We start from the raw sequence: 25342 nt of genomic DNA, 5'->3' as shown, positions 1-25342 counted from the left end.
ATGATCACCAAATGGAAGGTCTTCAACTTTAAATCGATTCGTGAGGAGACTGAGCTGGACCTCGGCCCACTCACGATCTTCGCTGGCGCAAACAGCAGCGGGAAGAGCACGTTCATCCAATCCGTCCTTCTCGTAGCACAGACTTTGGCCCATAAGGTCGGATCGCGATCTGTCGTATTGAATGGTGCTCTCACGAGCCTGGGCCAGTTTGACGACCTGAAATCCAATGGTGGTGCTTCAGACCAGATCACCATCAAATGTACCTGTCGGCCACTTCCGGATCAGGATGCTGCAATAGGCAGGCGGTCTCAGTTCGCGCCCCGTGGTGCTATTTACTATGGACCGCGCTCCAATCAGCTTCAGGAAATCGCTTGTGAGATTTCGTTCGACGCTGATGCTTCGAGCTCCCAGCGTGATTTGTTCCAAATCCAACCTCGGCTTTTTGCTACGCAGTTGTCCTGCATATCCAGGGACGAGGACAACGTGGATCAGAAAGCCGATATATCGATCCATCATTCCACCAAGGCCATCTCCGAGATTGAAGGAGCCGACAGCGCCAGTGAAATTGACGATCAGCTACGCGCCAGTTTGGCTTACGCTGTTGAGCTGGACGATGGCTCCATGGCTGAGGTGAAGGATGACTTTCGCTCGGCCAAGCCAATCGGCTGCATGCTTCGACACTTCCTTCCCGAGAGAATTGTTTACGCCATCGATACCATCGAAGAGGACGCAAACGCCATCGCCATGGCTCTTCAGGATGATGGCCGTCGTGCCATTGGCTTACGGCGCAACATGGGAAGGGAGATTCTCCTTTCCGAAGAGATCGTTGCGGTGTTGCGCGAAGTCCTCGAAGGCACAATCGATTTTGATCAGACTTTCAAGGACAAGTATCGGCAGGAGTCACTCTTCGGTTCCGAGGCCGATACGCTTACATTCAGGTCTTGGTATGAAAGGTTGCGCAGCCTCCCACGCGACGAGCGCCTGAAAGTTCAGCAGGTCCTGCGTGAGCGCGATGATCTTTTTGATCGCATCCACCAAGCCATGAGGGCATCAACGGCAGAGAAGCCCGAGACCCATGCCTTCGTCCAAGCCAGGCCACCTCGCTTGATAACGGAAGCTACATGGTATCTGGATAATTTCTTCGCCTCTGCCTTGAAATACCTCGGGCCGTTGAGGGATGCTCCCAAACCGCTGTATCCGCTCGCGCCAGCAGCGGACCCACATGACGTAGGCCTACGCGGAGAGCACACTGCTTCCATTCTTGAACTGCATAAAAACAAGAAGATCCGCTATATCCCGTCCGTAAATTTCAAAGAGCCGGTAGTTGACCGTAAAACAGTTACCCGGACTCTCGAAGCGGCGGTTATCGATTGGCTCCAATATCTGGGAGTCGCCAGCTCAGTCAAAAGCCGAGACCAGGGCAAATTGGGGCACGAGCTGAAGGTGGGGCTTTCCAATTCGGATAGCACGCATGACCTCACGCATGTGGGTGTAGGCGTCAGCCAGGTCCTGCCGATCCTCGTCATGTGCCTTCTCGCCGACACGGACTCTACACTCGTTTTTGAACAGCCGGAGCTGCATCTTCACCCGAAAGTTCAGACACTACTCGGCGACTTTTTCCTTTCGATGGCGCTCTGCAATAAGCAGTGCATTGTTGAAACCCACAGCGAGTATTTCATCGACCGCCTTCGCTTCCGAATTGCAGCGGCAACACCCGAGAAGGAGCTGAACAGTCAGACCAAGATCTACTTCGTGGAAAAGCCGTCGCAGGGTTCAGCTTTCCGAGAGGTGGTGATAAACGAGTACGGAGCCATCTCAGACTGGCCGGAAGGATTCTTTGATCAGTCCCAACAGCAGGCCGAGGAAATCCTCAGAGCTGCGGCGATGAAGCGCAAAGCAAGCCGGAGGAATAAAGATGCATAGCCTGCCCAGCGTAACAATTGACGCAGGCGTGCTCGCTGTTCCCCATGTTGATTGCGCCAAGGATGATGCTTTCCAGTATGTGGATACGCTACTGGACTGGAGCAAGTTGCTTGATGAGCCCTGGGTGGCCATTTACATGAGCGAGCGGGCTTCAGAGTCCCTGTTTGCCGACGGATTGTATCCACTGAGGGAGCAACTCAGAGAACTGTTCAATGCCCATGGCATAGTAGAGTACGACGTCAATACGGTTGCGAGAATTGCCAACCAGCTTCTGGCGATCACTCCATCCTTTGAAACCTACTATCGGGTCAAGGATGTCTTGGCAGAACATCTGGAAACAGATCCGGATGTTATTCGGCTGACAACACACGACGGCCTCCAGTCCGATCTTGCCCGATGCATCACGTTGATCGCCGTCCTACGCAAGCACTGCTCCCAACCTCTTGGCGGCCATTCGCTCATACTGAGAGAAGCGCCCAAACAGGTAATCCAGGTAAGAGCCCATATTCACGAGCTCGAGCATGCCAGAGACGATATCCCGGTTTTGCCGTGCCCACCCGAGTTCTTTGAAGGCGATGTGTTGGTCTGTGACGATTTTCGGGGCCTGATCGATTGTCTCGATGAATCCGCCATTCTGGTTGGCGCGTCTGACGACCTTGGAATTGAACTCGCCGTCCGAATCGCTCTATTCAAAAACGAGATTGCTCAAGGTGATTCCCCTGACTGGGGTGGCGTGATTGTTCCAGCCATTGGAGCCAGATTCCGGGAGTTGTGCCAGCAAGTTTGCGCCGACCAAGGGGATTCCGTGCCGCCTAAGATTCTCCGATCAATCGTTGAGACTATCAAAGGGCACAATCTTCCAGCCGTGCATGCTCTGCGGACAGGGCCAGGTGGAAATGATCCGCAAAGAATGCGTGGCTCTGATAAGGCGCAGCGTCGAGATATCGATAGGGAATTCCATCTTCATTACTGGGAGTGCGCCGACGGGACGGTCGAGTTAGCGTCCGTGGTTTATCACAACGATTTTTCAATTCCGGGATGATGCCGATGCAGGATGTTTGGCAATATAGCACCGTTCATAACAGCGCCTGCAAGGTCATCGAAGAACAGACCTTGTGGGGGCAGACGGTGTGCCGTGTCTGGTTGCCGAACCAGGACGCGGTAGTGCGCGTGCCCCGCTCCGCCTTGCGGCCGCTGAGTGCCGACCTGCAGCCGGAGATTGAAGCCGGGCGCATAGCCTATGTGGCAGCCGCAGCCAAGGTGGCCGAGGTGCTCGAAGGCTCCACCAGCGCCACCGAGGGCCATGTGCTGCTGGCTCCCATGGAGTCCAACGTCATTCCGCTGCCGCACCAGATCCACGCCTTGTCCCGGGCCATCTCCGGCGACCGCGTGCGCTACCTGCTGGCCGATGAGGTGGGTCTCGGCAAGACCATCGAGGCCGGTCTGGTCATGCGCGAGCTAAAACTGCGCGGGCTGGTTCGGCGAATCCTGGTCGTCTCTCCCAAAGGTATCGCCACCCAGTGGGTGGCGGAAATGCAGACCCATTTCAACGAGCAGTTCCAGCTCGTGCTGGGCGACGACATCGGCACATTGCAACGCCTGGCTCCAGGGGCGGATCACCGGAGCTCAGCCTGGTCGATGTTTGATCAGGTCATCGTCTCCCTGGATTCGGTCAAACCCATGGACAAGCGGCGCGGCTGGACTGCTGAGCGCGTTGCCGAATACAACCGCAGCCGGTTCGAGGATTTGATTACCGCCGGTTGGGATCTGGTGGTGGTGGACGAAGCGCACCGTCTGGGCGGCAGCACTGATCAGGTCGCCCGCTACAAGCTCGGCAAGGGGTTGGCGGAGGCCGCGCCCTATGTGCTGCTCCTTTCCGCGACTCCCCACCAGGGGAAGACCGATGCCTTCCATCGCCTGATGAACCTGCTGGATGACGACGCTTTTCCGGACATGGACAGCGTCTCCCGCGAGCGGGTGGCCCCGTATGTTATTCGTACCGAGAAGCGCAAGGCCATCGATGCCGACGGCAAGCCGCTCTTCAAACCCCGGCGCACGCAGATGGCCCCGGTGGCCTGGGAGAGCCGTCATCACCTTCAGCAGCTCCTTTATGAAGCGGTGACCGACTATGTGCGCGAGGGCTACAACCAGGCCCTGCGCGAGAAGAAGCGCCATATCGGCTTCCTGATGATCCTGATGCAGCGCCTGGTGGTTTCCAGCACCCGGGCGATCCGCACTACGCTGGAACGGCGGCTCGCGGCGCTAAAGGAAGGCGAACAGCAAGCCAGCCTGCGCCTGGCGGAGCTGGAAAACGGCGCGGATGGTTCGGAAAACTTCGACGAGCTGTACGACATGGACGGCCAGGAGCTGCTCGATGAGCTGCTGAAATCCCATGTCTCGGCTCTTCAGAGCGAAGGCAGCCATGTGGAGACCCTGCTGGATGCGGCGGTTCGCTGCGAACAGGCTGGACCGGACGCCAAGGCCGAGGCGTTGATCGAGTGGGTCTACGAACTGCAGGCCGAGGAAAACGAGCCGGACCTGAAGGTGTTGATCTTCACCGAGTTCGTGCCGACCCAGCAGATGCTGAAGGAGTTTCTGGAAGCTCGGGGCATATCGGTCGTCACCCTGAACGGCTCCATGGATATGGAGGAACGCAAGCAGGCCCAGGACGCCTTCCGCAAATCGCACCGCGTGCTGGTTTCCACCGATGCGGGTGGTGAGGGCCTGAACCTGCAGTTCGCCCATGTCATCATCAACTACGACATCCCCTGGAACCCAATGCGGCTGGAACAGCGAATCGGCCGTGTGGACCGTATCGGCCAGCCCAAGAAAGTGCGGGCAATCAATTTCGTGTTCGAGGATTCGGTCGAGTTCCGGGTCCGCGAAGTGCTGGAGCAGAAGCTCTCGGTGATCTTCGACGAGTTCGGCATCGACAAGACCGGCGACGTACTTGACTCCGCCCAGGCCGGTGAGATGTTCGAGGATGTGTTCGCCTCGGCCATTCTCAATCCTGACGGCATCGAAACCTCCGTCGATCACACGGTGGCCCGGCTTCGTGATGAGATTCAGCAGGTGCGCGAGGCCTCCGCCATCTATGGCATTTCAGAAGAACCGGATGTGCAGGCGGCTGAGCGTCTGCGTTCCCATCCGCTGCCCCATTGGGTGGAGCGGATGACGGTGGGCTATCTCAATTCTCACGGCGGCGCGGCCAGCCGCAAGCGCTCCTGGTGGGAACTGAATTGGCCGGACGGCCAGGAACATCGCAAGGCCGTGTTCAACGCCCGGGAAGCGGACCGCCTGGCCGATGCAACCTTGCTCAATCTTGAAAACAGCCGTGTCCGTGGACTGGCCTTGAACCTTCCGCAAATCGCGGCAGGTCAGCCATTGCCTTGCGCAACTGTGAGCGGACTGCCAGCCAGCATCTCCGGACTCTGGGGGCTCTTTGAGATCCGCCTTCAGGCCGGAATGCACCAGAAGACACAACTCCTGCGCATCCCCATGGTGCGGCGGGGCTATGTCAGCGTGTTCTTGAGCGAGGAAGGCAAACTGTTTCTGCCCACGGCCCGGCATATCTGGGATGCGCTACAGACAGCGGAAGCCGAAGTGCAAGCCACCCTCGGGCAGGATGAATCCATCACCGCGCATGAGCGTTTGCAGATTGCTGCCGAACAGGCCGGACAGGAGCTGTTCGACGCCCTGCAGCAAGCGCACCTCGCTTCGGTGAACCGGGAAGAGGAACGTGGCATGGTCGCCTTTACCTCACGGCGGAAGGCCATCGAGCGGGTGGGGCTGCCCGAAGTGCGCCAGTACCGTCTGGCTCGCTGTGATGCCGAGGAAACTGAGTGGCGGCATGAATTGCAATCAGCGCGGCAGATCGTACCGGAAATCCGGTCGTTGCTGATGCTGCGGATCATCAAGGGAAGCGCTCAATGAGTAGTTGGAGAGACGCCATCCTGAACGATTTTGTACCCAACGTCAGCAAGCTGACCCTGGTCGCGGACCCGGATTGTCTGCTGACCGAGGAGAAGCTGGCATTGGAGCTTCGCGGGCGCGGGTTCGACCTGATCGAGTTCAGTGACCCGGTCGAATTCAGATACGCCTATGAGTCAAAGTACCGTTCGATCTGGGACCGGGGTGAGCACACCGATCTGGTGGTAGTCCTCCGCTTGCAGGATGCGGAGCTGGAATCCTTGCCTTACGACCTACTCCAGGCGGGCCGCAAGCTTTCATTCAACTTGGGGGATCTCTTTCCCAACCTGAGCTATCCGGTCATTGAAAAGCTCGACAGGAGCTTGCTGGATTCGCTTTTTGAGGCCCAGCGCAAGTCGCCGCCGGATCGCATGGGCGACAACGCCACCAAGGATTTCATTCTCCGTCATGTGTTCGGCATTGCAGCGGAACTAATTGGGGGCGAGGTGGAGCTGCTTCGCGCATTGCTGCGCCTGCACTATGGGAAGCTACAGATCCCGCTGATGCTGGCTGAGCGGCTTATCCAGGTTCTCAAAGGGCATGATGGATTCAAGGCTTGGCCGCTCTCTGAAATCGTTCCGGACGATGAGGCGTTCTTCGCCTTTTTGCAGGAACGCTGGCCGCTATTTCTTTCCAGGCTCGGCAGCGCTCATCAGGTACGGGAGGATTCGCCGGAATACGGCCTCAAGTATCCCGGCCCTGATCGCCTGCCGTTCGACCATCAGGACATCAAGGTCTACATCGACAACCTGTTCCTGGAGGGGAAACTCACCCCTGTCGAGGCCAAAGGCATTGAAGTGGATGCCGGGTCCTGGGTTCGTAGCGGCATCGCCACGTCCGGCGTGGACGATGACGATCTACGGATCTCTCGCTTGTTTGGCCTTGTCGAGAAGGAGCTGCCCACTGCGGAAGCGCGTTACTCTGATTGGACCGCTTTCGCGCTGAAATGGGCCGAGCTCTCTTCGCTGGTTCATTGTGGCAACAGCACCGAGCATCAGACCCGACTCAAGGAAATCGGCGATGCACTGAACACGACCTTTGCCGGTTGGCTGGCGGACCACTACTCCAGTCTGATCAACTTACCGCCGACCAATCCGGCCATGCTCCACCATGTGCCGCGCCGCCTGGCTCGGGACATCGAGGACTCCGGTAGCAGCCGGGCCGCGCTGATCGTGGTTGATGGTCTGGCCCTGGACCAGTGGGTGACCATTCGCCAGCTACTGCAAAAGCAGGATGCCAATCTGGTCATGCGCGAATCCGCGACCTTCGCCTGGATTCCGACGCTGACCTCGGTATCGCGGCAATCGATCTTCTCGGGCAAGCCGCCGCTCTATTTCCCGTCATCCATCAACTCGACCAACAGCGAAGAGAAACTCTGGAAGCAGTTCTGGGAAGGCCATGGCCTGTCTCGGCTGGATGTCGCCTACCAGCGCGGCCTTGGCGACGGCGATGCTGCGGGCGTCCTCGACTCCGCAATCCATCCCGGAAAGACCAAGGTGGTTGGGCTGGTCGTGGACAAGGTGGACAAGATCATGCACGGCATGCAACTCGGCTCGGCCGGGATGCACAACCAGATCAAGCAGTGGTGCCATGCAGGGTTTCTTTCCGCGATGGTCGGCCAACTGCTGGATTACGGCTATGAGGTCTGGCTGACGGCCGATCACGGCAACATTCAATGCGAAGGCAAAGGCCGCCCATCTGAGGGTGTGATTGCCGAGACTCGCGGCGAGCGGGTTCGTGTCTATCCCACGCCGGAACTCCGCGCTCAGGTGGCCGGGGCCTTCCCGTTTGCCCACGAGTGGCAGCCGGTCGGGTTGCCCGCAGATTATTTCCCTCTGGTAGCCGGTGGCCGCGACGCATTCGTGAATCCGGGAGATGCCATCGTAGGTCACGGCGGTGTAGCCATCGAAGAAGTCATCGTGCCCCTTGTGAAGTTTGAAAGGAGAACACGGTGATGGGCAAAAGACATGAAGCCATTGGCATCAAGCAGGCGATCCGTTTCGAGTGGATGCAGAAGGCAGCCAATCTGCTGCTGGCAGGCCTCGACGCCAAAACCATCCGCCAGGAGCTGCATGAGTTCCTCGTGGACAGAAAAGGCAACGGCTCAGAGCGCGAACGAAGCGATCAGACCCGGACCTTCGTGGTCAACAACTTGATGAAGATCTGGGTCTCTCCTGACCCCGAGTTGATCCCGTTCCGGGATGCCTCGCTGGCGCTTCTGCGGGAAAACCCGGCCATGGCTCTGGCGGTCCACTGGGGGATGATCTCGGCGGTGTATCCGTTCTGGTTCAATGTGGCCCGCCAGACCGGCCGTTTGCTGGCCTTGCAGGATCAGGTGACCCAGACCCAGATCATCAACCGCCTGAAGGAACAGTACGGCGACCGGCAAACCGTCAGCCGCTATGCCCGGTTCGTCATCCGCTCCTTTGTCGCCTGGGGAGCCCTGAAGGATTCCGAGACCAAAGGCTGCTATGAGAAAGCCGCTCCGGTGAGCATTGCCGAGCCAAACCTGGCCATCCTGATGTTTGAATCCGCACTCCTGGCCACACCGGAGGCCAAGGGCGCATTGGGTCTGCTCCTGAACAACCCGGCATTCTTCCCATTCCAGCTCCCCGTGATGACCGGTGACTTTGTATCCCAACGCAGCGAGCGTATCGACGTGGTTCGCTATGGACTGGACGATGAGCTGTTGAAGTTGAAGGATCAGCAAAATTGTACATACAGTAAAAACTACTGCCGAGCAGATTAAACAGCCGGGTTCTTTCGAACCCAGTGAGGGGGTCCATGCATCAGCAGACGCAGCCAGCACCAAGAGAGCATCATTTCTACGTTGCGATTGCCAAGTTCCTTTTTCACCATCCGGAGCACGGCGTTGTATCAGTGCAGGACCCGATCAAGGTCAAGGACGCAGAGCGGTAGGGGCTCAGCCCCCTCATACTCTATGGATTGACCGTTGCCGGGTTGCCCATTCGGTGGATGACCTTTACCCCAGCCGATCAGCCCAGGGCCTTCCGGGATGTTCTTTTGGATGCGTGGCGTAACGCCAAGGGCTTGCGTGGCCGACCGGACATTCTGCGGATCAATCGCCACCTCGCGACGGCCAGCCCTGAACTGGTAGGGGAAATGGCAAGAATCGGAGTCCAGGTCGAGGTCGCTGATGCCAAGGAGAAATCCCTTCCAGCGTCTCTGCGCTCGGCCCAGGACTCCAGCCGGTGTCTGCTGAGGAAGCACGACGGAAAAGACCGATCTCTTACCGGGTCCATCCAGGCCCTTTGCCGGGACGCTCAGAATGACCACGATTTTCGTATCAGGGATGGTCACAGAGGCGTGAACAGCCGCGAGGTCGTGGTCAGAATCCAGCAGTGGCTGGCCTTACCGGCGCAAGTACCGGTGCCAACAATGACAGGTGGGCTCGACTGGGAACCCGGTCCATGGATGTCGTCCTGGGAGACCTCTCTGCCGCCCGATCAGCCCCGTTATTTCAACCTCGACGGGTTCGATGGCAGGACTTGGCTGGTGACAGGTGAGAAGGCACCGGACGGCATCGTTGAGGATGATGATTTCTGGGCCGACAGTGACTATGACAACGCAGCCGAAATCGCCAAGAACCTCGTGGCGTGCTGGCCCAATTCGCCTGCAGACGTTGCCAAGTGTGCAGGGATCACCCTGCGGGAACTTCAATGGTTCACCTCGGGAAAGGCTCCCCTGGGCCGACATGCACGCTTTGACCTGGAAGACTTGCTCGGCATCGAATACGACGAACGCATGGGTAGTTATGTAGGGGCCGGGCCTTATGTGCTGGTGGCCCACAAACCCCAGGCCATCAAGGAGGTCTACGAAGCCATGTCCAAAGGCGGAGACGCACGTCCCTGTGAGATTGTCCCTCGCCAGGGAGCCGCAGACCCAAGCTGGCGATACGTGTTGATCAATACGTATGGAGAGCCCCCGAGCATTGTGATGGCACCTCGCGGAGCAAATATCACGGAGCGTCTTCCGGACTTGCTTATGAATTATGACGGCATCAGGGCTGTCGCTCCGGAGTTCTACCGGGATGTCGTTTCTACCTGCGCCCGGGCCTGCCGCGAACCTGCCGTCAACATCCGGGAGATGAAAGACTTTATGAAACGCTACGAAGCGCACTGGGCAGATTGCGCCTGGCAGCCAGAGTGATCTACAGGTACTTCTTAAACGTCGCCGCCGCGATGCACACCGCCACGCCGAGCAATGCAGCGCTGGGCAGCAGGATCAGCAGCGGGTTCACGCTGACCGGCAGTGCCAGGTAAGTCACCCACGGCAGCACGGCCAGCGGGATCAGGCTGGCCCTGGCGCGGTGATAGATGAACCCCGACTCGCGGCCCGCGCCGAAGCGGCGGATGTCCCGGCGCACCAGGCCGTCCACCAGCCCGACGAAGGCGGCTATCAGGAACAGCGGCAGGGTCAGGCACAGCACCAGCAGCCGCACGAGGAAGACCAACGTCGTGTAGGCCGCCGCGATCAGGTAGCTCTCCACGTTCACGTAGACCAAGCCGATGTAGTAGCGGAAATCCTTGGTCGGGCGGTGGCTGCCGGCGCTGGCCTGCGCCGAGGCGTCGCGTATCCAGTCCAGCAGACCGCTCTTCACGAACAGCCAGTCGTAGCCCTGCTCGACCAGCCGGTGCGCGGTGCGCCCCGGCTCCTGCACCAGCGCGCTGCGCGTGAAATGCGTGGAGAGCTGGTCCAGCTCGTAGTGCAGCATGCCCTGCGCGTGGCGCCAGTCCTGATCGGGCCAGAAGAGGTGCATGCCGACGCATTCGATCAGGATGCACAGCAGCAGCGCGCCGCACAGCACGCCGAAGAAGCGGAACGGCAGCGTGACCAGGCCGGCGATCAGCCCCTGCTGTCGTTGCTGCTGGCGCTGTGCCGCGACGGCCGGATCGCTCATGGTTCGGCCTCTTCAGCGGCGGCCATCTGCTTGAAGTCGTCCAGCAGGTCGTCGGGCAGCGCCTTGTCCTGCAGGCCGGGGATGCCTTGGTTCTCCCACCAGTCTCCAGCCTCGACGTAGTGCTGTCGCATGTAGCCGGCCAGCTCCTGCAGATCCTTCGGCATGGCTTCGTCGGGGTCGGGTGCCGGCAGCGGCATGCGGACTTTCCAGAGGTTGCCGCCCTCGGTCAGCGCGAAGCACTGCCCCTTGGGCAGCGCCACCACATGCGCCGGCTCGATCAGCGGCACGCTGTTGCTGCTGATGCGGTCCTGGGTGTTGGACGTGAACGCGGTATTGCCGTGCGGGTCGGAGCTGTCGGTGGCGCCGCTCATCAGTGCCGTGGCGTACACCTCGACCTTGGGCAGTTGTCGCGTCAGCAGTTCGGCGGTGGCGGTCTCGCGCACGCGCAGCATGAACAGGTTGTTGAAGTTGCCGACCACCTGGCCGGCCTTGGCACGGTTGCCGATGCGCGCCTCGATGTCGCTCAAGGTCTGCGTGTAGGCCGTCACCTGCACGCCGGCGCCGCCGCCCTTGTTGACCATGGGAATGAACTCGTCGCCCATGAGTTCATTGAATTCGTCGGCGTGGACGTTGATCGGAATCTTGGCGCCCGCCGCTGCGCCGGGCAGCCCGTCGTCGATGCCGAACTTGTAGATGTGGCCGGCGACCGAGACCAGATCGCTGAACATCGAGTTGCCCACCGCCGCCGCGACTTCGGCGTCGGACAGCGCATCCAGTCCCACGTAGACCACCGCGCGTTTGCGGATGACCTGCATCCAGTCGAAGATCGGCCGCGGGTCGGACAGGTCGGAATAGTTCGGTGCGAGCAGTTGCGCGATCTTGCCGGTGGTGAGCTTCTCCAGCAGCGGCAGCAGCGAGGCGACGATCTTGTCGAAGTACGTCCGGTCGTAGCGCACGGCGCTGCGCAGGCCGTCGAGCACCGGGTCATAGACGCGCACCTGGGACAGGTACTGTTCGAGGGCCACCACGCGCTTCTCGCGCCCGATCATGTTGCGCGGGATGTTCTTGTCGTTCAGCTTGCCTTCGAGCTGGACGATGACCTCCCAGGCCTTCGGCTCGTTCCTGGCGAAGTAGTGCTGGGCGTACTCGATGAACAGCGCGTCGATGTTGATGACGTGGCGCTGGATCAGCAGGTAGTCCGGCCGCTGCCCCAGCTCGACCAGGGCGCGCGCGATGATGTTGACGAAGCGCCAGGCGAATTCGCGGAACGCGGCGCTGTTGCCTTCGCCCGAGAGCTGTCCGGCGATGCGCGTGGCCACCTCGGAGATCCGCCCGAACCGGCCGACGGCGTTGTAGCGCGCCGAGATGTCCGGCCAGCCCAGATGGAACACGTAGAACTCGCCTTCGCGCCCGGCGCGCTTGGCCTCGACGTACATGCGCTTCAACAGGTCCGCATCGCCCTTGGGGTCGAAGACGATCACCACCTCGTGCTGACCACCAACCTTGCGGCGGATGTCCTGGGTGATGAACAGCTCGGCCAGCCGCGTCTTGCCCACGCGCGTGGTGCCCAGCACCAGGGTGTGGCCGACGCGCTCGCCCAGCGGCAGGGTGACGTCGACCTCGGCCGGCTCAATGCCATGCAGGCGCGGCAGTCCACCGACTGGCGGCAGTGGCCGCGCCGGGTTGAGCGGGCTGTCCCAGGCCAACGCGCGCGCCAGTGTCGAGACGGGAAACGGCGCGAACTCAAGCCGCTCCTCCAGCCGCCGGGCGGCCCGGTAGATCGCCGTCGGCTCGACATAGCGGCGGAACCCCGGCCGGTAGGTCTGCATCAGCCGGTGCGTGTGCCGCTGCTCCCAGCGAAAGCCTCGGCCGACGAACAGCCGCTGTTGGCTCACCGGCACGTCGCGGCTGGTCATCACGTAGCGCGGCAGGCGGCGGATGTTGCGGCGATAGCGCAGGATCGCCCAGGCATCGCGCAGGCGAATCGCGCCGAAGGTCAGGAAGGCCAGCGCCGCGCCCAGGCCGAGCAGCGGGTTCAGCGCGAGCGACCACGGTGCCACCAGGCACAGAATCGCGGCGCCGGTGCAGACCGCCACGGTATGAAGCTCCACCGCTGGCCGCAGCAGCACCTCGACCGCATGCGGTTGGGCCATTGGCGCACCTACTGCTCGACGCCGGTGGACGTGATGAGCACCGGGTAGTGGCGCAGGCCCAGGCGCTGGGCCAGGTCGTCGCCGGAGGCCGGCGAGAGGGTCAGGCCGGGCGCCAGCCTGCGCAGCGCCGTCAGCGCGGCCATCGACTCCACGTTGACCACCAGGCCCACGGCCTGCAGCTCGCGCAGCGCGGCCTGCCGCTGCCGCAGCCAGGCGCGCGAACGCTCGTCGTCGCCGATCAGGAACAGCGCCGTCAGGCCCGGCGCCCGGATGACGCGGCGCTGCACCTCGCCCGGTGACAGTTGCGTCGAGCGCACCGGCAGCATGGCGGCTTCGGCGTCGGCCGCATTGCGCACGCGCGGGGCCGGCATCGGGGCCGGCGGCGTGGCCTGATCCGGCTGGGGATTCAGGGACCGGTAGTACGGCAGCGCGGAGGTGCCGCCGCGGTCTTCGACGACGATCAGGGGCGCGGAGGCGGTCTGGGCGAAGACGGTGGTCGTGGACAGCAGCCCGATGGCGGCGATGAGGACGATGTGGTTCATGGCGTGGTAGCCTGGAGGGTTGGAACGGGAACGTCGGGGTCGAGCACGCGGGTCAGGTGCCGATGCACGCTGCGCCGGTAGCGCGCCGCGGGTGCCCCGCCGGCGGGCCGGTGGTAGCGGCCGATGGCAAGCAGCCAGTCCTCGCCCGGCGTGTGCTGTTCGCGCAGGATTTCCGCAGCAATGGCGAGGTTGCGGTACGGGTCCAGCAGCTCGCAGGGCTGCGTGTAGCGATGCGTGTGGTAGCCGAGATTGACCTGGCCGAGGCCGGCGTCGATGCGATTGGCCGGCGTGTGGGCGAGCGCACGGTGCAGCCCCGCGCAGGCCGCGGCGCGGGTGGCATAGCGCTGCGGCGAGCCGGCGACGTTGAGCGTCCACGGCCAGGGGATCAGGCGCCCGCGCAGCATGGCGCCGCTCTCCTGCAAGGCCACCGCGTACAGCACCGCCGCCGGCACGTCTGCACGATGCGCCGCCAGTTGATAGGCCGGCGGCGGCACTTCCCGCGCCAGGGCGGCCAACGTCCAGCCGCCGGCGGCGAGCAGCAGCGCGGCGCTGGCGCAGCGGATGGCGACGCGGGATGGCCGACGCTTCCGGCCCGGAGTCCCTATTGCCGCTGCCACTGGCCGTTCACCTCGCGCACCACGGCCGGCAGATTGCCGGGCAGGCCCAGCGACAGCCAGCGCCCCGCATCGTGGTTGAGTGTGATGGTGCGGGCGCGCACCCTGGCCGGGTCGATGCCCGCCTGGGTGGCCCATTGCCGGATGCGCGCGTCGTCCTGACGGCTGCCGACCATGTAGAGATCGAAGGCCGTGCCGGCCGCCTGCAACTGCTGCACGCGCTGCGCGCACAGTGCGCAGTCGGCCTTGACGAAGACCGCCAGGCGCCCGGAGCCGGTGTTGCCGGCACCCTGCGCATTGGCGCCGGGCAGGCTCACGCGCGGCTGGCCGGGAAACAGGCGCTGCCACGCCGCGTCGTAGGCACGCTGGTAGGCCAGCGTCTTGCCGACGCGCCGGGCCTCGGCCTGCACCTGCAACTCGGCGTAGCGGCGGCGTTCCTCGTCCGTGCGCGCTTCGATCCCGAGGGCCGTGAGCGGGTCGAGGTTGGGCGAGTACACACCCAGCGGCCCCTGCATCAATTGGCGGTAACGCGCCCATTCCTCGGGCTGCAATCCCCAATCGCGCGCCAGGCGCTCGTCGAGTGCCGCATCGGTGTTGGGCTGTACCTGGCTGGGCACCACGCGCGCATTCGTCACCGGAGATTGCGCGGAGGCCCCCAGGGAGACGGACAGAAGCACGGCAGCAAGCATCGGCCGCAGGGTCATGGCCCGCCCTCCTACGGCACGGCAAGGCGCTGCACCTGGCCGTCCACGCGGAACACGGCGGCGCGAGCCTCGATGGATTGCAGGTGCCAGCCGCTCTCCGCATCACCCTCGCGCAGTAGCCGGACACTGCCGAGCGAGGTGGCGGCCATGGGTGCGACCGACAGGAAGCGCTCGCCGCCGCGCAGTTCCACGCCGACCACCTGGAACGGTGGAACCGGCAGCGCCGGCTTTGTCACCTCGGGTGCTCGACGGGGGGCGACGGCGGTAGCTTTGCGGGCTTTTTCCAAACGGGTTTCGATCCCGTGCACACGAGCCTGCAAGGTCTGCAGGTCGATGGCGAGGCTGTCCGCAGACTGTGCCGCCTCGACACGCGCGATGCGCTCGTCCAGCGCCCGTTGCGCGGTGGCGAATTCGACCTGCCCGAGCGGCGCAGGCCGGCGCCTGTCCACCTTGGCCTGCTGTTCGAGTTCGGCCAGCCGCAGGCCCAGCGCCTGGACCTGGGCGTCCTGCGCACTGGCCTCGGCCTGTTCGCTGAGACGCGACAGGCCGACGCTGTTGACAGCGGCCAGGGTGCTCGTGAGCAGCAGCCAGACGGTCGCGGCGATCTTGAGCCAGCGTGTGCGGGCGGCGGACTCGGACGGTGCTTGGGGGAAGCTCATCGCGTTGCCTCCACGACAGCATCGACGGCCGCTGCCACCGGATCGGCCACGCGGGTGAAGCAGACCTCGCGGCTCAAGTCATCGACCGACAGCGTCCAGGCCGGGCCGGCCAGGGTCAGCAGTGCATCGCGCAACAGCAGCGGGCCAAGGCGTAGATGCGCGGCTGGCAGCGGTAGCGCGTAGAGGGCGTCGGCGTCGATGGCATCGCAGAGCCGGTAGCCCGAGCGCAGCAGGACATGCCGCATGGCGTCGCCCACGTTCGCATCGAGCGTGGGCGGGATGGAGACTTCCACGGTCTGCTGCAGCAGATCGCGCTGGGCAGGCTCCGGCGCCAGTTCGACCAATGTGTAGCGGCCGTAGCGTACGACGGGGATTCGTTTGTCGGTCAGCGATGCCGAGACAGTCGGGGTCGGGGGATAAGGCGACGGGATCGGAGACGAGCTGGCGCAACCGGCCAAGCCGCTTCCGATCAGCAGGATGGTCGCGAAGACGCGGCGCCGGGCGCCGCTGGAGAGCAAGAAAGGTGGCACGCATCGATTCCCAGGAAACCGTGATGCGATACCTTCGCAAGGTAGGCTGGCTACATCTGCAGAAAATGGGAACCAGCGCTGCACCGCATTAGGGGGCAGTGGCATCTGAAGGATTGCTGAGGTCCTTGAGCGTGTCGATGCAGAGATCGTCGGACATTGGCTACTGACTTGAGGCAGCGCATCAGCATGGTGGCCGCCGACTAAAGGAATGATGCAGTCAACAGGCGGCCAAATGCCGCTGGATTTGCTCAAACTCTTTCAAGTTCGTCGACCTCGAACCAGCCTTGTCGGACAATGGCCGTCGCGAGTTCATCTGGACTCTCGGTGTAGGCGACGAGTGCCAAACTTTTCTGCGCCCTCGTGCAGGTGACGTACAGAAGACGGCGTGTGCGATCAATGCCGGTCTCACCGCCTTCAGCCATCCTCTGGTGATCGCCGTCGGACAGCGGTTTGGCGCCGAACAACTTCTCATATGAGAACAGGAACCCCTTGGCTTCGCTGTCGTCAAGCACGACGAGGACGCGTTCGAACTCCAGCCCTTTGACGCCTTGGTGGGTTCCATACGGCCCGTGGTCGCTGATGTACTCGATGAAGGGCACGATCTGGTTGTAGGGCGTTTCGAGAAAGGTGCGCCACGCTTGCAGACTCGACGGAGAAGTCTCGACGTCACCCTCATCGGCTTCCTCATCTAGGAGAGAATCTTGCGGGCCTTGACCAGTTTCCGCTTCGGTGGTCACGAACGGGCGCAAGCTGGCCGGGATTTCAAACAACCCGTGGACTGCCACGCATTCGAGAACATCGAGAAACTTTGTGGCTGGATGATCGACGTCGAGCGCTGTCAGCGCCTCGACAGCCTGCCGCGCCGCTCGCAAGGGGTGTCGGGATCATCGCTAATTGCGAGCGTCGCTCGCCGGAGGAGCGGAGAGGTTCTGCGAAGGTGTGCCATGACACCAAATTTGTCATTGGCGGCCGAGGTCGCGAGCAAAGGAGCGACACGTTCCGTGAAAAACCGGAGCCCGGCCAGGTCACCCTTTCTCAGGCCTGTCGAAAGCCGCGAGTCCTGATCGAGAGCCTGGAACATTGATAGGAATCCGCAGCGTGAGGCGGCCATATGATGTCCGAGCGTCAGGGTCTTGACGGCTGTTTCCCCTTCCTCCCAGCCTTCGTCATCGCAGATTTCCGCCATCCGCTCGCGGATTTGCTGCTCGACCGCGGGTTTGTCCAGCGTGGTGGCCGATGTGATGAACAGTCTGACGATGCCGGCCGCGCTATCGTCCCGAGCCAATTGGCGCTGACCGTCGACTGCAGATCGCAGGGAATTGCCCAACTGGATCACCCGCTGCGGCGACCGATGATTCATTCTCTTGACCGGCTTGGCCCAATCCTCAGGAACATCTCGCCCAAGATCCGGCTTGCCGTCCGCGTAAACTCTCTGCATGGTGTCGCCGAATAGTCCTAATGCAAATCGGCCCGTATTCGCCGCTGCCAGTGCGAGGAAGGCGTCCATCAGGACTTTGCTCGTGTCCTGACTCTCGTCGATGAGAAGGAAAGGGAACTTACTGACAAGAACAGCCTGCATCGATGGCTTGGAGACGATGAAGTCCGCGGTGATTTTCAAGACTTCGGAATGTGAGAGCGAGTCGGAGCCGAAGTTGTCTCCATTTGGGTTATAGGTGAAACGACGGGGTGTGTGAAGCCATCCGATGCGCTTGAGAATGGCTGTGATTCCACGCTCGCGATCCAGTGCGGCCTTCGTGCCGGCGCGCCCCTTGACCTGCTTCTCCTGCAACTCGGCAAGATCCCGCGGTAGGTTTGCGAGCAGCCAGGCTTGAATGTCAGCGTGATAGGAGCCGATCTGAGACCAACAAAAGCTGTGAATCGTCGAAATGGGAAAGAGCGGATCTTGACCGACACGCGACGCGATCTCGTCGGCAGCGGCATTTGTGTAGGTGATGACCGCGACCTTCTTGCCGGCACGCCGGAAGCCAGCCCCGTATCTCTCTCGAAAGCTTTGCAGAGCGCTCTTGAGAGAACGTGTCTTTCCTGAGCCGGCGCCGGCGTAGAGGAAGAAGCTCTTCGGCGCCTTGGCGTCCAGGCACGCGCCGATCTCGGCGTCGACAGCGTCGTCAGTATCAGATGAACCGAGTGCTATCACTTCTACAGTCATACGCTTACCGCCGTCGGTTCGTTTTCCGCGATGTCCTTCCCAACGGCGCGCTCGAACCAAGTCAGGCCGTCATGGATGTAGCGAGGCGGGATGACCGCCCTCGCGTCCTCCAGCATCAGGCAGTCAAGCGCGAACGCGGCCTTCTCCGCTGTTTTCAGCAGTTGGAATAGCTCATCCGCCAGTTCATCACCAGACAGGCCGTCCGTGACAATTGCCTTTATCTTGTCGCTTGTCCTTGATCCGGTAATGTTCGCCAGAACCTCGAGATTCTCCAGAATGAGGGCGTCCTCGAAGGTCCGCGGAATGATCTCAACTCCGCTACCGTCACCTGACGGTATCAAGAGTGGCTTCTGGTATGCGACGTAAAGGTCATACCCCTCGCAGCTCGATGACTCATGCTCTTCGGACTTGAGTGCCACAAGCTCGTCGATGAATTCCTTCGATGGGTGCCAGTCCTTGAGGACGGGATTGCCGGTCTTTTGGTCTGCTCCACGCTGGGGCTTCGTCGCCTTCCAGCGGATCGCTTCGGTTCCGGCCTGAGTCTGCACCTTTGTGGCGACGGTCGCATCGAGATCGGCGATGATCAGCGTCGTCAGCCCAAGTCCGTCGACAAGCCTCTTGAAACTGTGGGCGTGACTGCCGCCCAGATCAAGCAGGCTGATATAGCGGCGGGATAGCGAGTCGAAGTGATGCCGGATGAAATGGGGAACCAGAATGCGTTCAGCCTGGCCTTCGACGAATATGATGCCGTCGGCGAAAAACAGATCACAGTGCGTTGCTTTCAGATAGCGCTTGGCGAATCGCTGAGTTTCGTCCCCTTCACCGAAGATATATGACAGGTTGGCGACGGTCGTAGTCGGCGTCTCACCAGATGAAGTCGCCGGAAGTCTGCGGAAGTAACGCAGATTTGCGAAGTCAGCCTCATGCGCCACATGGCTCGAATGAGTGCTGACGACCAATTGCGTCGAGAACGTTGTGCTGTCGCCAAGTTCATCGTGCTTGCGCAGAAGCTTATAGGCCTTCTTAATGAAGACCTGCTGGACCTGCGCGTGAAGATGTGCCTCCGGCTCCTCCACCAGAACCAAGTGCAGCGGTTGGATCTGCGTTTGTGCCCCAGGGTCGGTGTCCGCCGAAGCCTTTCCCACCCGCATCCACTCGTCACGATAGCCCATCAGCATGAAAACCATGGCGATGAGGTTCTGATAACCGAGACCGGAATAGTCTTCCGGAAGTTGGAGGGGCTTTAATCCTTCTCCAGCAAGGTCCGTCACCTGATACTGCACCGCGGAGCCATGCTTCAGCCCGTCAGTCGCCCGCAGTTGTGTGGTGATTTTCAGTTTTGGATTGCTGATTCCGGGATAGCCAAGATCCTCAAGTTCCTCGAAGGCAGCGGCGAAACCAACCTCGAGGCGCTTATCGAAATTCTGCTCAGCAGTCTGGATTGCGTCGAGAGCCTCATAGTCCTCTGCGGATGGCGTTTTCGCAGGATCGAGGTGACGATCATAGTAAGAGCGTAGTTGGTCCGAAAGACGGCGCTTATACCGGCGTGTCGACATATCCTGGGAGTCCTCGCCTGTCGGAGCCCGCTCACCAGCATCGGCGAAGTCACGCTGGGCCGCGATTTCGTCAATTTTGATCAGCTGCTTGAAAGGATTCTTCTCCAGCGGAAGCATGTTCTCCGGTAATGTTTGCGGCGTCGCCAATCCTTTCACTGGGGGGGGTGTGGGCGGCAGGATCAAGGGCGAAAGCCTCAAGTGCGATGTAGGTTCGCAGGCGTCGTTCGAGGAATTCGGTGAGACAGGTGGGCCAGACTTGAATGTTTCCTACTTGACCTCCCGGGGCTTTCGCGCCCGCTTCGAGAGCGGCGCTGCGCTGTGCGACGTAGTCGGCTTTGAGCTTCGCGATCAGCTCGACTTGGTATTTCAGCCTAACGCCGAGCAGACCACCATTCCAGTCCAAGGTTGGAAGGATATGAACGACATGCTGGATTTCGGAGAGAGGGACATCGAGCCAGACGTCGAGGCTGGGTAGCAGATCATTGAGATTGACCTCCCCAGCTGCGCCGTTTTCCCAGGCATCTCCAATCGCGTCGATCGTCGGCCAATTGGCGATCGTAATGTCGCGCAGGGCTAGTCGGTTGGGAGAAACAAGGAAATATCGAAGAGCAACCATCGCGGATGTCTTACCGCTGTTGTTCGCGCCAACGAATATTGTTGTTTCCTTGTCGAAGTCGAGGTGCGTCGACTTCAGTCTGCGAAAATTCGATATTTCGACGAACTTGATCTTCATTAGCGCGCCCTCCCAGCTGAGCTGACGCATTTGTACTGCGCCTGATGTTCCAACGCCACGTAGCTACTGGATGTGAGTATATCGAAGGAATGTGCGGAGGCTCACATGGAGCACGGGCGAATCATGTCGGAGAGAGTCACGCCAGACACCATCTACTCAGCAAGCGTCGATCGCGATGAAGAACGCGGCCCCCGAAGGGGCCGCCAAAGATCAAGCAAAGCTCAGCGCACCAGCTGCCGCGCCAGCGCCACCTCCACCGAGTCGCCATCCTGGTTCAGGACATCCAGTCCGGATTCGGGCACGTCGCCCGAGGTGGATTGCGACACCATGATCTTCCTGGCCATCAACCCCAGGCAGGTCATCTGCGAGGAATTGGCGTAGCCGAGGTAGACCACGCGCACCGGCTGCTTCTGGCCGATGCGCCATGAGCGCCGGGCGGCCTGCTGCAGCGAATACACGTTGTAGCCGGACTGGAGGAACACGATGGTCGGGAACTCCAGCAGGTCCAGGCCGGTTTTCACCAGCTCGGGATTGGTTATGAGCACGTCGATGCCACGGTCCAACTGCTCGGCGATCCAGTCCTCGCGGCGGGAGGCATCCACGCTCGCGCGCAGTACCGCCACCTTGAAGCCTTCCTGCTCCAGCAGCACCTTCAAACGCGACGTGGTGTCGCGCGTGCCGGTGTAGACCGAATAGACCAGGGTCTTGCGACCTTCTGCCTTCTCCTGCTTGCAGATCTCGATCAGCTCGCGTTCCTTGGGCATCACTTCCAGCTCGTTGAACTGAGCCGGCACGAACGCCAAGGTGTTGCGCGTGCGCGGATGCACCACTGTTTCCGACCGGAAGCAGCAGTCCGGCCAGGCCAGCAGTACGTTGAGGACCACACCGAGCAGCGTCGTGTCGCGCTTCGCCAGGGCCTGCTTCAGCTCCTGGGTCAGCCGACCCGCCAGATCGCGGTAGGCCGCGGCCTGCGCCGTGTCCATCGCGACTTCGCGGAACTCCTCGTCGTAGGGCGGCAGCACGTTGCCACCGATGTCCTTCAACTTGAGGAAGACCGTGAACGGCAGGACGCAACGCAGCACGCCCTTCGGACCGAAGCCCGGCGCCTTGACCGTGCGCACCGATACCTTGGTGCCCTTGGCCGTCTTGTGCGCCGTGCCAGTGCTCTCGGAATAGATGTCCTTCAAGACACCGTGATCGCGCATGAACGCCATCGCGGCCGACGTCATGCTGCCGCTCTTCGTCGGCCGGTAGCCGTCTTCGATCATCCGCCCCGGCAGGGCTCGGAACAGCAGGTGGAACAGGTCGTCGCCGTAGCCGCCCATCAGCGTGCCGGTGAGCAGCAGCGTCTTGCGCGCCTTGGCCGACAACACCCCCATGGCCTGGCCCTGTGCGGAACCGCCGTTCTTGTACTCATGCGCCTCGTCGGCGATGAGCAGGTCGAACGTGCCTTGGGGAAGCTGCCTCTTGATGAACTCGGACGGCTGGTAGCCGCCCTCGCCGAAGCCGAACTCCATGTTGGCCATCGCGCGTTCCATCCGGTGGGCTTGCCGGTCCGAGAAGACCAGCTCGCCGTTGCCATCCATCAGGTTGATGAACTCGTGGATGTTGTCCCCGAGCATCGACGCGAGGAAGGCGTCACCGAACTTTTGCATCAGCTTCTGCGCGGTGACTTCCCCGATGGTTGGAATACGCTTCAGTGCCTTGAGCACGGTCGAGGACTGGTCGCTGGCGGACAGGCCTCTCGGACGGATCAACGACCACAGCGGTGCACGGCAGTGGCTGCACTTGCGGCGGGACTCCTCGGCTTCGAGTTCGACCGGGTTGATCGGCTCGCCGTCGAGGTCGGTGATGACATGCCCGCAATCTGGGCAGGCCCCCACGTCGCCGTGAGGCGTGCGCCGGCGAACGAAGACAGGTTTCCAGTGGAACCCCATCCGCATCCGCACGCGGCCCAGGACGAAGAACTCCTGGCCCTGCGCCGGCACGCCCAACTGCTCGCGCAGTTTCAGCAGCTTGACCAGCGTGTCCGGGCCATTGAGCACCCAGACCTTGGCGCCGGCCACCGTCTCCTGGATTTCGCGCCGCCACTTGTAGACCAGGTGCGGCGGAGACAGAACCAAGGTACGGCGGTAGCCTTCGGCATTGAGTACGGCGGCGGTGGCAATACCCACCGTCGTCTTGCCGCAGCCCATCTCGCCATTGACGATCGCGGCGCGTTCGCCACGATCGACCAACAGCTCGGTGACGGCATGGACCACATCGGCTTGCGCCGGGAACAGCTTGCGCTTGAGCGCGGCGAGGATCAGTTGCCGATGCACCCGCACCTGGCCGGTGTAGACCGGAGGATTGGCGCGGTTGAGCGAATCGAGCAGTTCGTCGCCGAACTCCGATACGAAGTCCTGCAGGCTGAGCGTGAGGGGTGAAGCGGCCGCTTCGAGCAGGTCGCCCTGCACAGGCGCGTCATCAGCGGTAGAGGGAACGGTTTCGAGAACGATGGACATGGTGATGCTCCAAAGAAATGGGGCATGCACCTCCCCACGGGGCGGTGACATGCCCCGGGGTGGGAAGAATGAAGCGGCGCGAGACCGCTGGATGCGGATCAGTATTCGCTGGGCAGCAGCAGCGTCGTGACGCTGCGATCCCATTCGGTGATGATCCAGAGCTTCAGGTCGCGCGTGACCTGGTAGGACGAGAACAGACGATCCTCGCCGGACTTCAGCGCGGCGTCGTTCTGCCGCCGATCGCTGTCGCTCAGGTCGCCCCATTCGCCATGAAGATGGCGGCGCAGGTACGGCGTGGGGTTGAGCCGGCCTTGTCGGACCAGCTCGTCGACGCCGGCGGTCATGACCACCTGCCCGGGCGAAAAGCGTGCTTGGGACGCGAGGTTGAGGACTGCGAGTGCCATGGTGGTATCTCCTTCTGGAAGATGGGGCCACGGCACCCCATCGGGGCAACGTGACCCCGGTGGGTGGATGAAAGCGACGGTGAACCGTCAGGGAACAGCGATCAGCGGATAGTCAGCACTTCGCCCCACGTGGGCGAGCCCAGCGTCAAGTCCCATGCACGAATGACCGGCACGAACTTGTCGGTGAGGATTCGCGTCTCGGCCACGGAGCCGTCGTCGCGCTCGGTGTACTCCGTCTGGAGCATCTTCTCCTTGTGGGTATCACCTTTGACGACGAGCACGCGCCCGCTCTTGGACGTCACCACGCCGGAGATCGCGCCTGCGGCCAAGGCCAGGGCGAGATGCCAGTGCGACAAGGCCCGCGCGGGCGGACGCAGCGATTGCTGCGCGGCGCCCAGGTGGGTATCGAGCGCCGGCCAGAGTCCTTGCAGCCGGCCGACTTCATCGGCGAACTGCTCGGGCTCCATCGTCACGCGATAGAAGTGCTCCGGCTCGGCCGGGCTGGCAGGGACGGTGTACGGCAGGAACGGCCATTCGAGCGGCAGCTCCTCGGCTTCGGCGTCGCCCTGTCCGATCTGCAGCAGCAGACCGCGGGTGGCCTTGACCGAATCCGATGCCTGGTCGCGTTGACGAATCCTGCGACCGAAGATCACCACCTGCTTGAACTGCGTTTCGACCGCACGGTAGATGCGCAGGTCGGCAAAGTGGCGCGTCAGCCATCCGACCAGCTCGGCGTCGAGCACGTAGGACGGCACGACGAAGATCAGCACGCCGCCGTACTGCAGCAGCGGCAGCGCGCGCTGATAGAACAGCTTTTCCAGCCGCGCACGGCCTTGGCCCTGATAGCCGATGTTGCCGTTCACGTCCTTGCTCAGGTCGCCATACGGCGGGTTCAGCCACAACAGCCCGAAGGACTGGCGCGAGATCAGCATGTCCATCAAGTCGCCGTGGATGCAGCGATCGACCAGTTGCCGTGCGTGGCGGGCCCGCTCGGCGTCGTACTCGACGGCGAAGGCCTGGACCTGCTCGCGCCCGAGGGCGTGGGCCGCTTCGGCAATCGCCACGCCTTCGCCGGCGCAGGGATCGAGGATGGACATGGAGCCGGGAGACGGCGCCAGTGCGGACAAGGCCCGCTCCAGCGTCGGCTCGTCGGTGGGGAAGTAGCCGTTACGGATGAAATTGCGCGCCAGGCGCGGAAACATGAGTGCCATGGATTACTCCTGATGATGGATGAGGGAAGGCGGGCACGCGCGGCGCGCATGCCCGTTGGGATGGCTCACGCCACACGCCGAAGCGGTGCGTTCGCGGCCAGTTCGTACTGCGTGGCGCCGAGGGTGCCGTTGCGGATCAGCTCGCCCAACGCCTTCGTCAGCGCCGGGACATCGAGGGCCAGCCGATGCCCTTCCAGCGGCCCGAGGGCCAAGGGGAGACCGGTCAGCATCCGCCGTGTCTGCAACAGCTCCAGCACGGTGTCGCGCCAGTGGTCGAGCAGTGGCAGCGGGCAGGTGTCCTGCACCAGCGTCCACAGCCGGTCGAGCCGGTGAGCGGAATCCCTGGGCAGAAGCGCCAGCGCGCTGGCGTTGGCCTTGTCTGGCTTCACGCAGCGACGATCGAACAGCCACACATTCGTCAGCGAACCGAACAGCGTTCGCCGATAGGCGCGGGTGATGCGCTTTTCCAGGTTCTCGACGTTGCCGACGAAGACCGGGATGGATGCGCCCTGCTCGGTGATGACGTGGAACTGATCCAGTCCCTGTTCATCCCGGCTGAGGGTCAGGCGGGCGAGGAACTCCTGAACGGCGGTGTCGCGCGCCCAGATCGACAGAAAGACGAGATTGCCCTGCTCGTCACCGACGCAACCGTCGGCCATGAGGTCGGGGCATTCGTCGATGCGGTACAGCGGTTTCGCGGAAGAAGGTGCAGGCATGGTGATGTCCTCTTGGAAATGAAGGAGCAACCACAG

Annotated in this window: 21 protein-coding genes; 6 read left to right on the top strand and 15 right to left on the bottom strand. The window is 62.1% G+C overall.

Annotated features, from left to right (window positions below):
* The 6 genes from B059_RS0100215 (at position 1) to B059_RS18415 (ending at position 10062) form a co-directional block, all read left to right on the top strand.
* Complete coding sequence (locus B059_RS0100215; RefSeq protein ID WP_018076235.1) at positions 1–1923, top strand: AAA family ATPase; 1923 nt, start codon at positions 1–3, stop codon at positions 1921–1923.
* Entirely contained in the window at positions 1916–2965 is a 1050-nt protein-coding gene (locus B059_RS0100210) for a hypothetical protein (RefSeq protein ID WP_018076234.1), read from the top strand. The genes B059_RS0100215 and B059_RS0100210 overlap by 8 nt, the downstream gene beginning before the upstream one ends.
* Positions 2962–5856: a DEAD/DEAH box helicase gene (locus B059_RS0100205; RefSeq protein ID WP_018076233.1), complete on the top strand. Its 2895-nt coding sequence runs from the start codon at positions 2962–2964 to the stop codon at positions 5854–5856. Before B059_RS0100210 ends, B059_RS0100205 begins: the two co-directional genes overlap by 4 nt.
* A complete protein-coding gene (pglZ, locus tag B059_RS0100200) occupies positions 5853–7847 on the top strand; it encodes a BREX-3 system phosphatase PglZ (RefSeq protein WP_018076232.1) in 1995 nt (664 codons plus the stop codon). The genes B059_RS0100205 and pglZ overlap by 4 nt, the downstream gene beginning before the upstream one ends.
* The gene (locus B059_RS0100195; RefSeq protein ID WP_425480046.1) at positions 7844–8641 is read left to right on the top strand and encodes a hypothetical protein; all 798 of its coding nucleotides are present in this window, start codon (positions 7844–7846) and stop codon (positions 8639–8641) included. Before pglZ ends, B059_RS0100195 begins: the two co-directional genes overlap by 4 nt.
* 227 nt (positions 8642–8868) lie before the next feature.
* Positions 8869–10062, top strand: a complete 1194-nt coding sequence (locus B059_RS18415) for a hypothetical protein (protein ID WP_018076230.1) — start codon at positions 8869–8871, stop codon at positions 10060–10062.
* 1 nt (position 10063) lies between these two features.
* Here B059_RS18415 and B059_RS0100185 read toward each other — a convergent pair whose 3' ends face one another.
* The 15 genes from B059_RS0100185 to B059_RS0100125 all read right to left on the bottom strand — a co-directional run bounded on the left by B059_RS0100185 (position 10064) and on the right by B059_RS0100125 (position 25306).
* Positions 10064–10813: a TIGR03747 family integrating conjugative element membrane protein gene (locus tag B059_RS0100185; protein ID WP_003294205.1), complete on the bottom strand. Its 750-nt coding sequence runs from the start codon at positions 10811–10813 to the stop codon at positions 10064–10066.
* Complete coding sequence (gene traD / locus B059_RS0100180; RefSeq protein WP_018076229.1) at positions 10810–12966, bottom strand: type IV conjugative transfer system coupling protein TraD; 2157 nt, start codon at positions 12964–12966, stop codon at positions 10810–10812. Before traD ends, B059_RS0100185 begins: the two co-directional genes overlap by 4 nt.
* A gap of 8 nt (positions 12967–12974) precedes the next feature.
* Entirely contained in the window at positions 12975–13508 is a 534-nt protein-coding gene (locus B059_RS0100175; protein WP_018076228.1) for an integrating conjugative element protein, read from the bottom strand.
* On the bottom strand, positions 13505–14125 hold the full coding sequence (locus B059_RS0100170) for a lysozyme family protein (protein WP_018076227.1): 621 nt from the start codon (positions 14123–14125) through the stop codon (positions 13505–13507). The genes B059_RS0100175 and B059_RS0100170 overlap by 4 nt, the downstream gene beginning before the upstream one ends.
* On the bottom strand, positions 14110–14826 hold the full coding sequence (locus tag B059_RS0100165) for a TIGR03759 family integrating conjugative element protein (protein ID WP_018076226.1): 717 nt from the start codon (positions 14824–14826) through the stop codon (positions 14110–14112). Before B059_RS0100165 ends, B059_RS0100170 begins: the two co-directional genes overlap by 16 nt.
* 11 nt (positions 14827–14837) lie before the next feature.
* Entirely contained in the window at positions 14838–15485 is a 648-nt protein-coding gene (locus B059_RS0100160; protein ID WP_003452511.1) for a hypothetical protein, read from the bottom strand.
* Positions 15482–16015, bottom strand: coding sequence for a PFGI-1 class ICE element type IV pilus protein PilL2 (gene pilL2, locus B059_RS18410; protein WP_245538693.1), 534 nt, complete (start codon positions 16013–16015; stop codon positions 15482–15484). Before pilL2 ends, B059_RS0100160 begins: the two co-directional genes overlap by 4 nt.
* Before the next feature lie 248 nt (positions 16016–16263).
* Positions 16264–16887, bottom strand: a complete 624-nt coding sequence (locus B059_RS21160) for a hypothetical protein (RefSeq protein ID WP_211206862.1) — start codon at positions 16885–16887, stop codon at positions 16264–16266.
* Positions 16854–18182, bottom strand: a complete 1329-nt coding sequence (locus tag B059_RS18405) for a UvrD-helicase domain-containing protein (protein ID WP_211206861.1) — start codon at positions 18180–18182, stop codon at positions 16854–16856. Before B059_RS18405 ends, B059_RS21160 begins: the two co-directional genes overlap by 34 nt.
* A complete protein-coding gene (locus tag B059_RS18400) occupies positions 18179–19855 on the bottom strand; it encodes an ATP-dependent nuclease (protein ID WP_018076224.1) in 1677 nt (558 codons plus the stop codon). Before B059_RS18400 ends, B059_RS18405 begins: the two co-directional genes overlap by 4 nt.
* Positions 19809–20471 carry an AAA family ATPase gene (locus B059_RS21155; RefSeq protein WP_211206860.1) on the bottom strand — a complete coding sequence of 221 codons (663 nt, stop codon included), beginning with the start codon at positions 20469–20471 and terminating at the stop codon, positions 19809–19811. Before B059_RS21155 ends, B059_RS18400 begins: the two co-directional genes overlap by 47 nt.
* A 221-nt stretch (positions 20472–20692) precedes the next feature.
* Positions 20693–22975: a helicase-related protein gene (locus tag B059_RS0100140; protein ID WP_018076222.1), complete on the bottom strand. Its 2283-nt coding sequence runs from the start codon at positions 22973–22975 to the stop codon at positions 20693–20695.
* Between the two features lie 98 nt (positions 22976–23073).
* Positions 23074–23379, bottom strand: coding sequence for a hypothetical protein (locus B059_RS0100135; protein ID WP_016851994.1), 306 nt, complete (start codon positions 23377–23379; stop codon positions 23074–23076).
* 101 nt (positions 23380–23480) lie between these two features.
* Complete coding sequence (locus tag B059_RS0100130) at positions 23481–24590, bottom strand: DUF6094 domain-containing protein (RefSeq protein WP_018076221.1); 1110 nt, start codon at positions 24588–24590, stop codon at positions 23481–23483.
* A 65-nt stretch (positions 24591–24655) separates the two neighbouring features.
* The gene (locus B059_RS0100125; RefSeq protein ID WP_018076220.1) at positions 24656–25306 is read right to left on the bottom strand and encodes a hypothetical protein; all 651 of its coding nucleotides are present in this window, start codon (positions 25304–25306) and stop codon (positions 24656–24658) included.
* Positions 25307–25342: the final 36 nt, after the last annotated feature.

This window comes from Thiobacillus denitrificans DSM 12475 (genome assembly GCF_000376425.1).
GTDB lineage: Bacteria > Pseudomonadota > Gammaproteobacteria > Burkholderiales > Thiobacillaceae > Thiobacillus > Thiobacillus denitrificans.
Note: the sequence above shows the minus strand (reverse complement) of the source record. Positions and strands in the feature narration are given on the sequence as shown.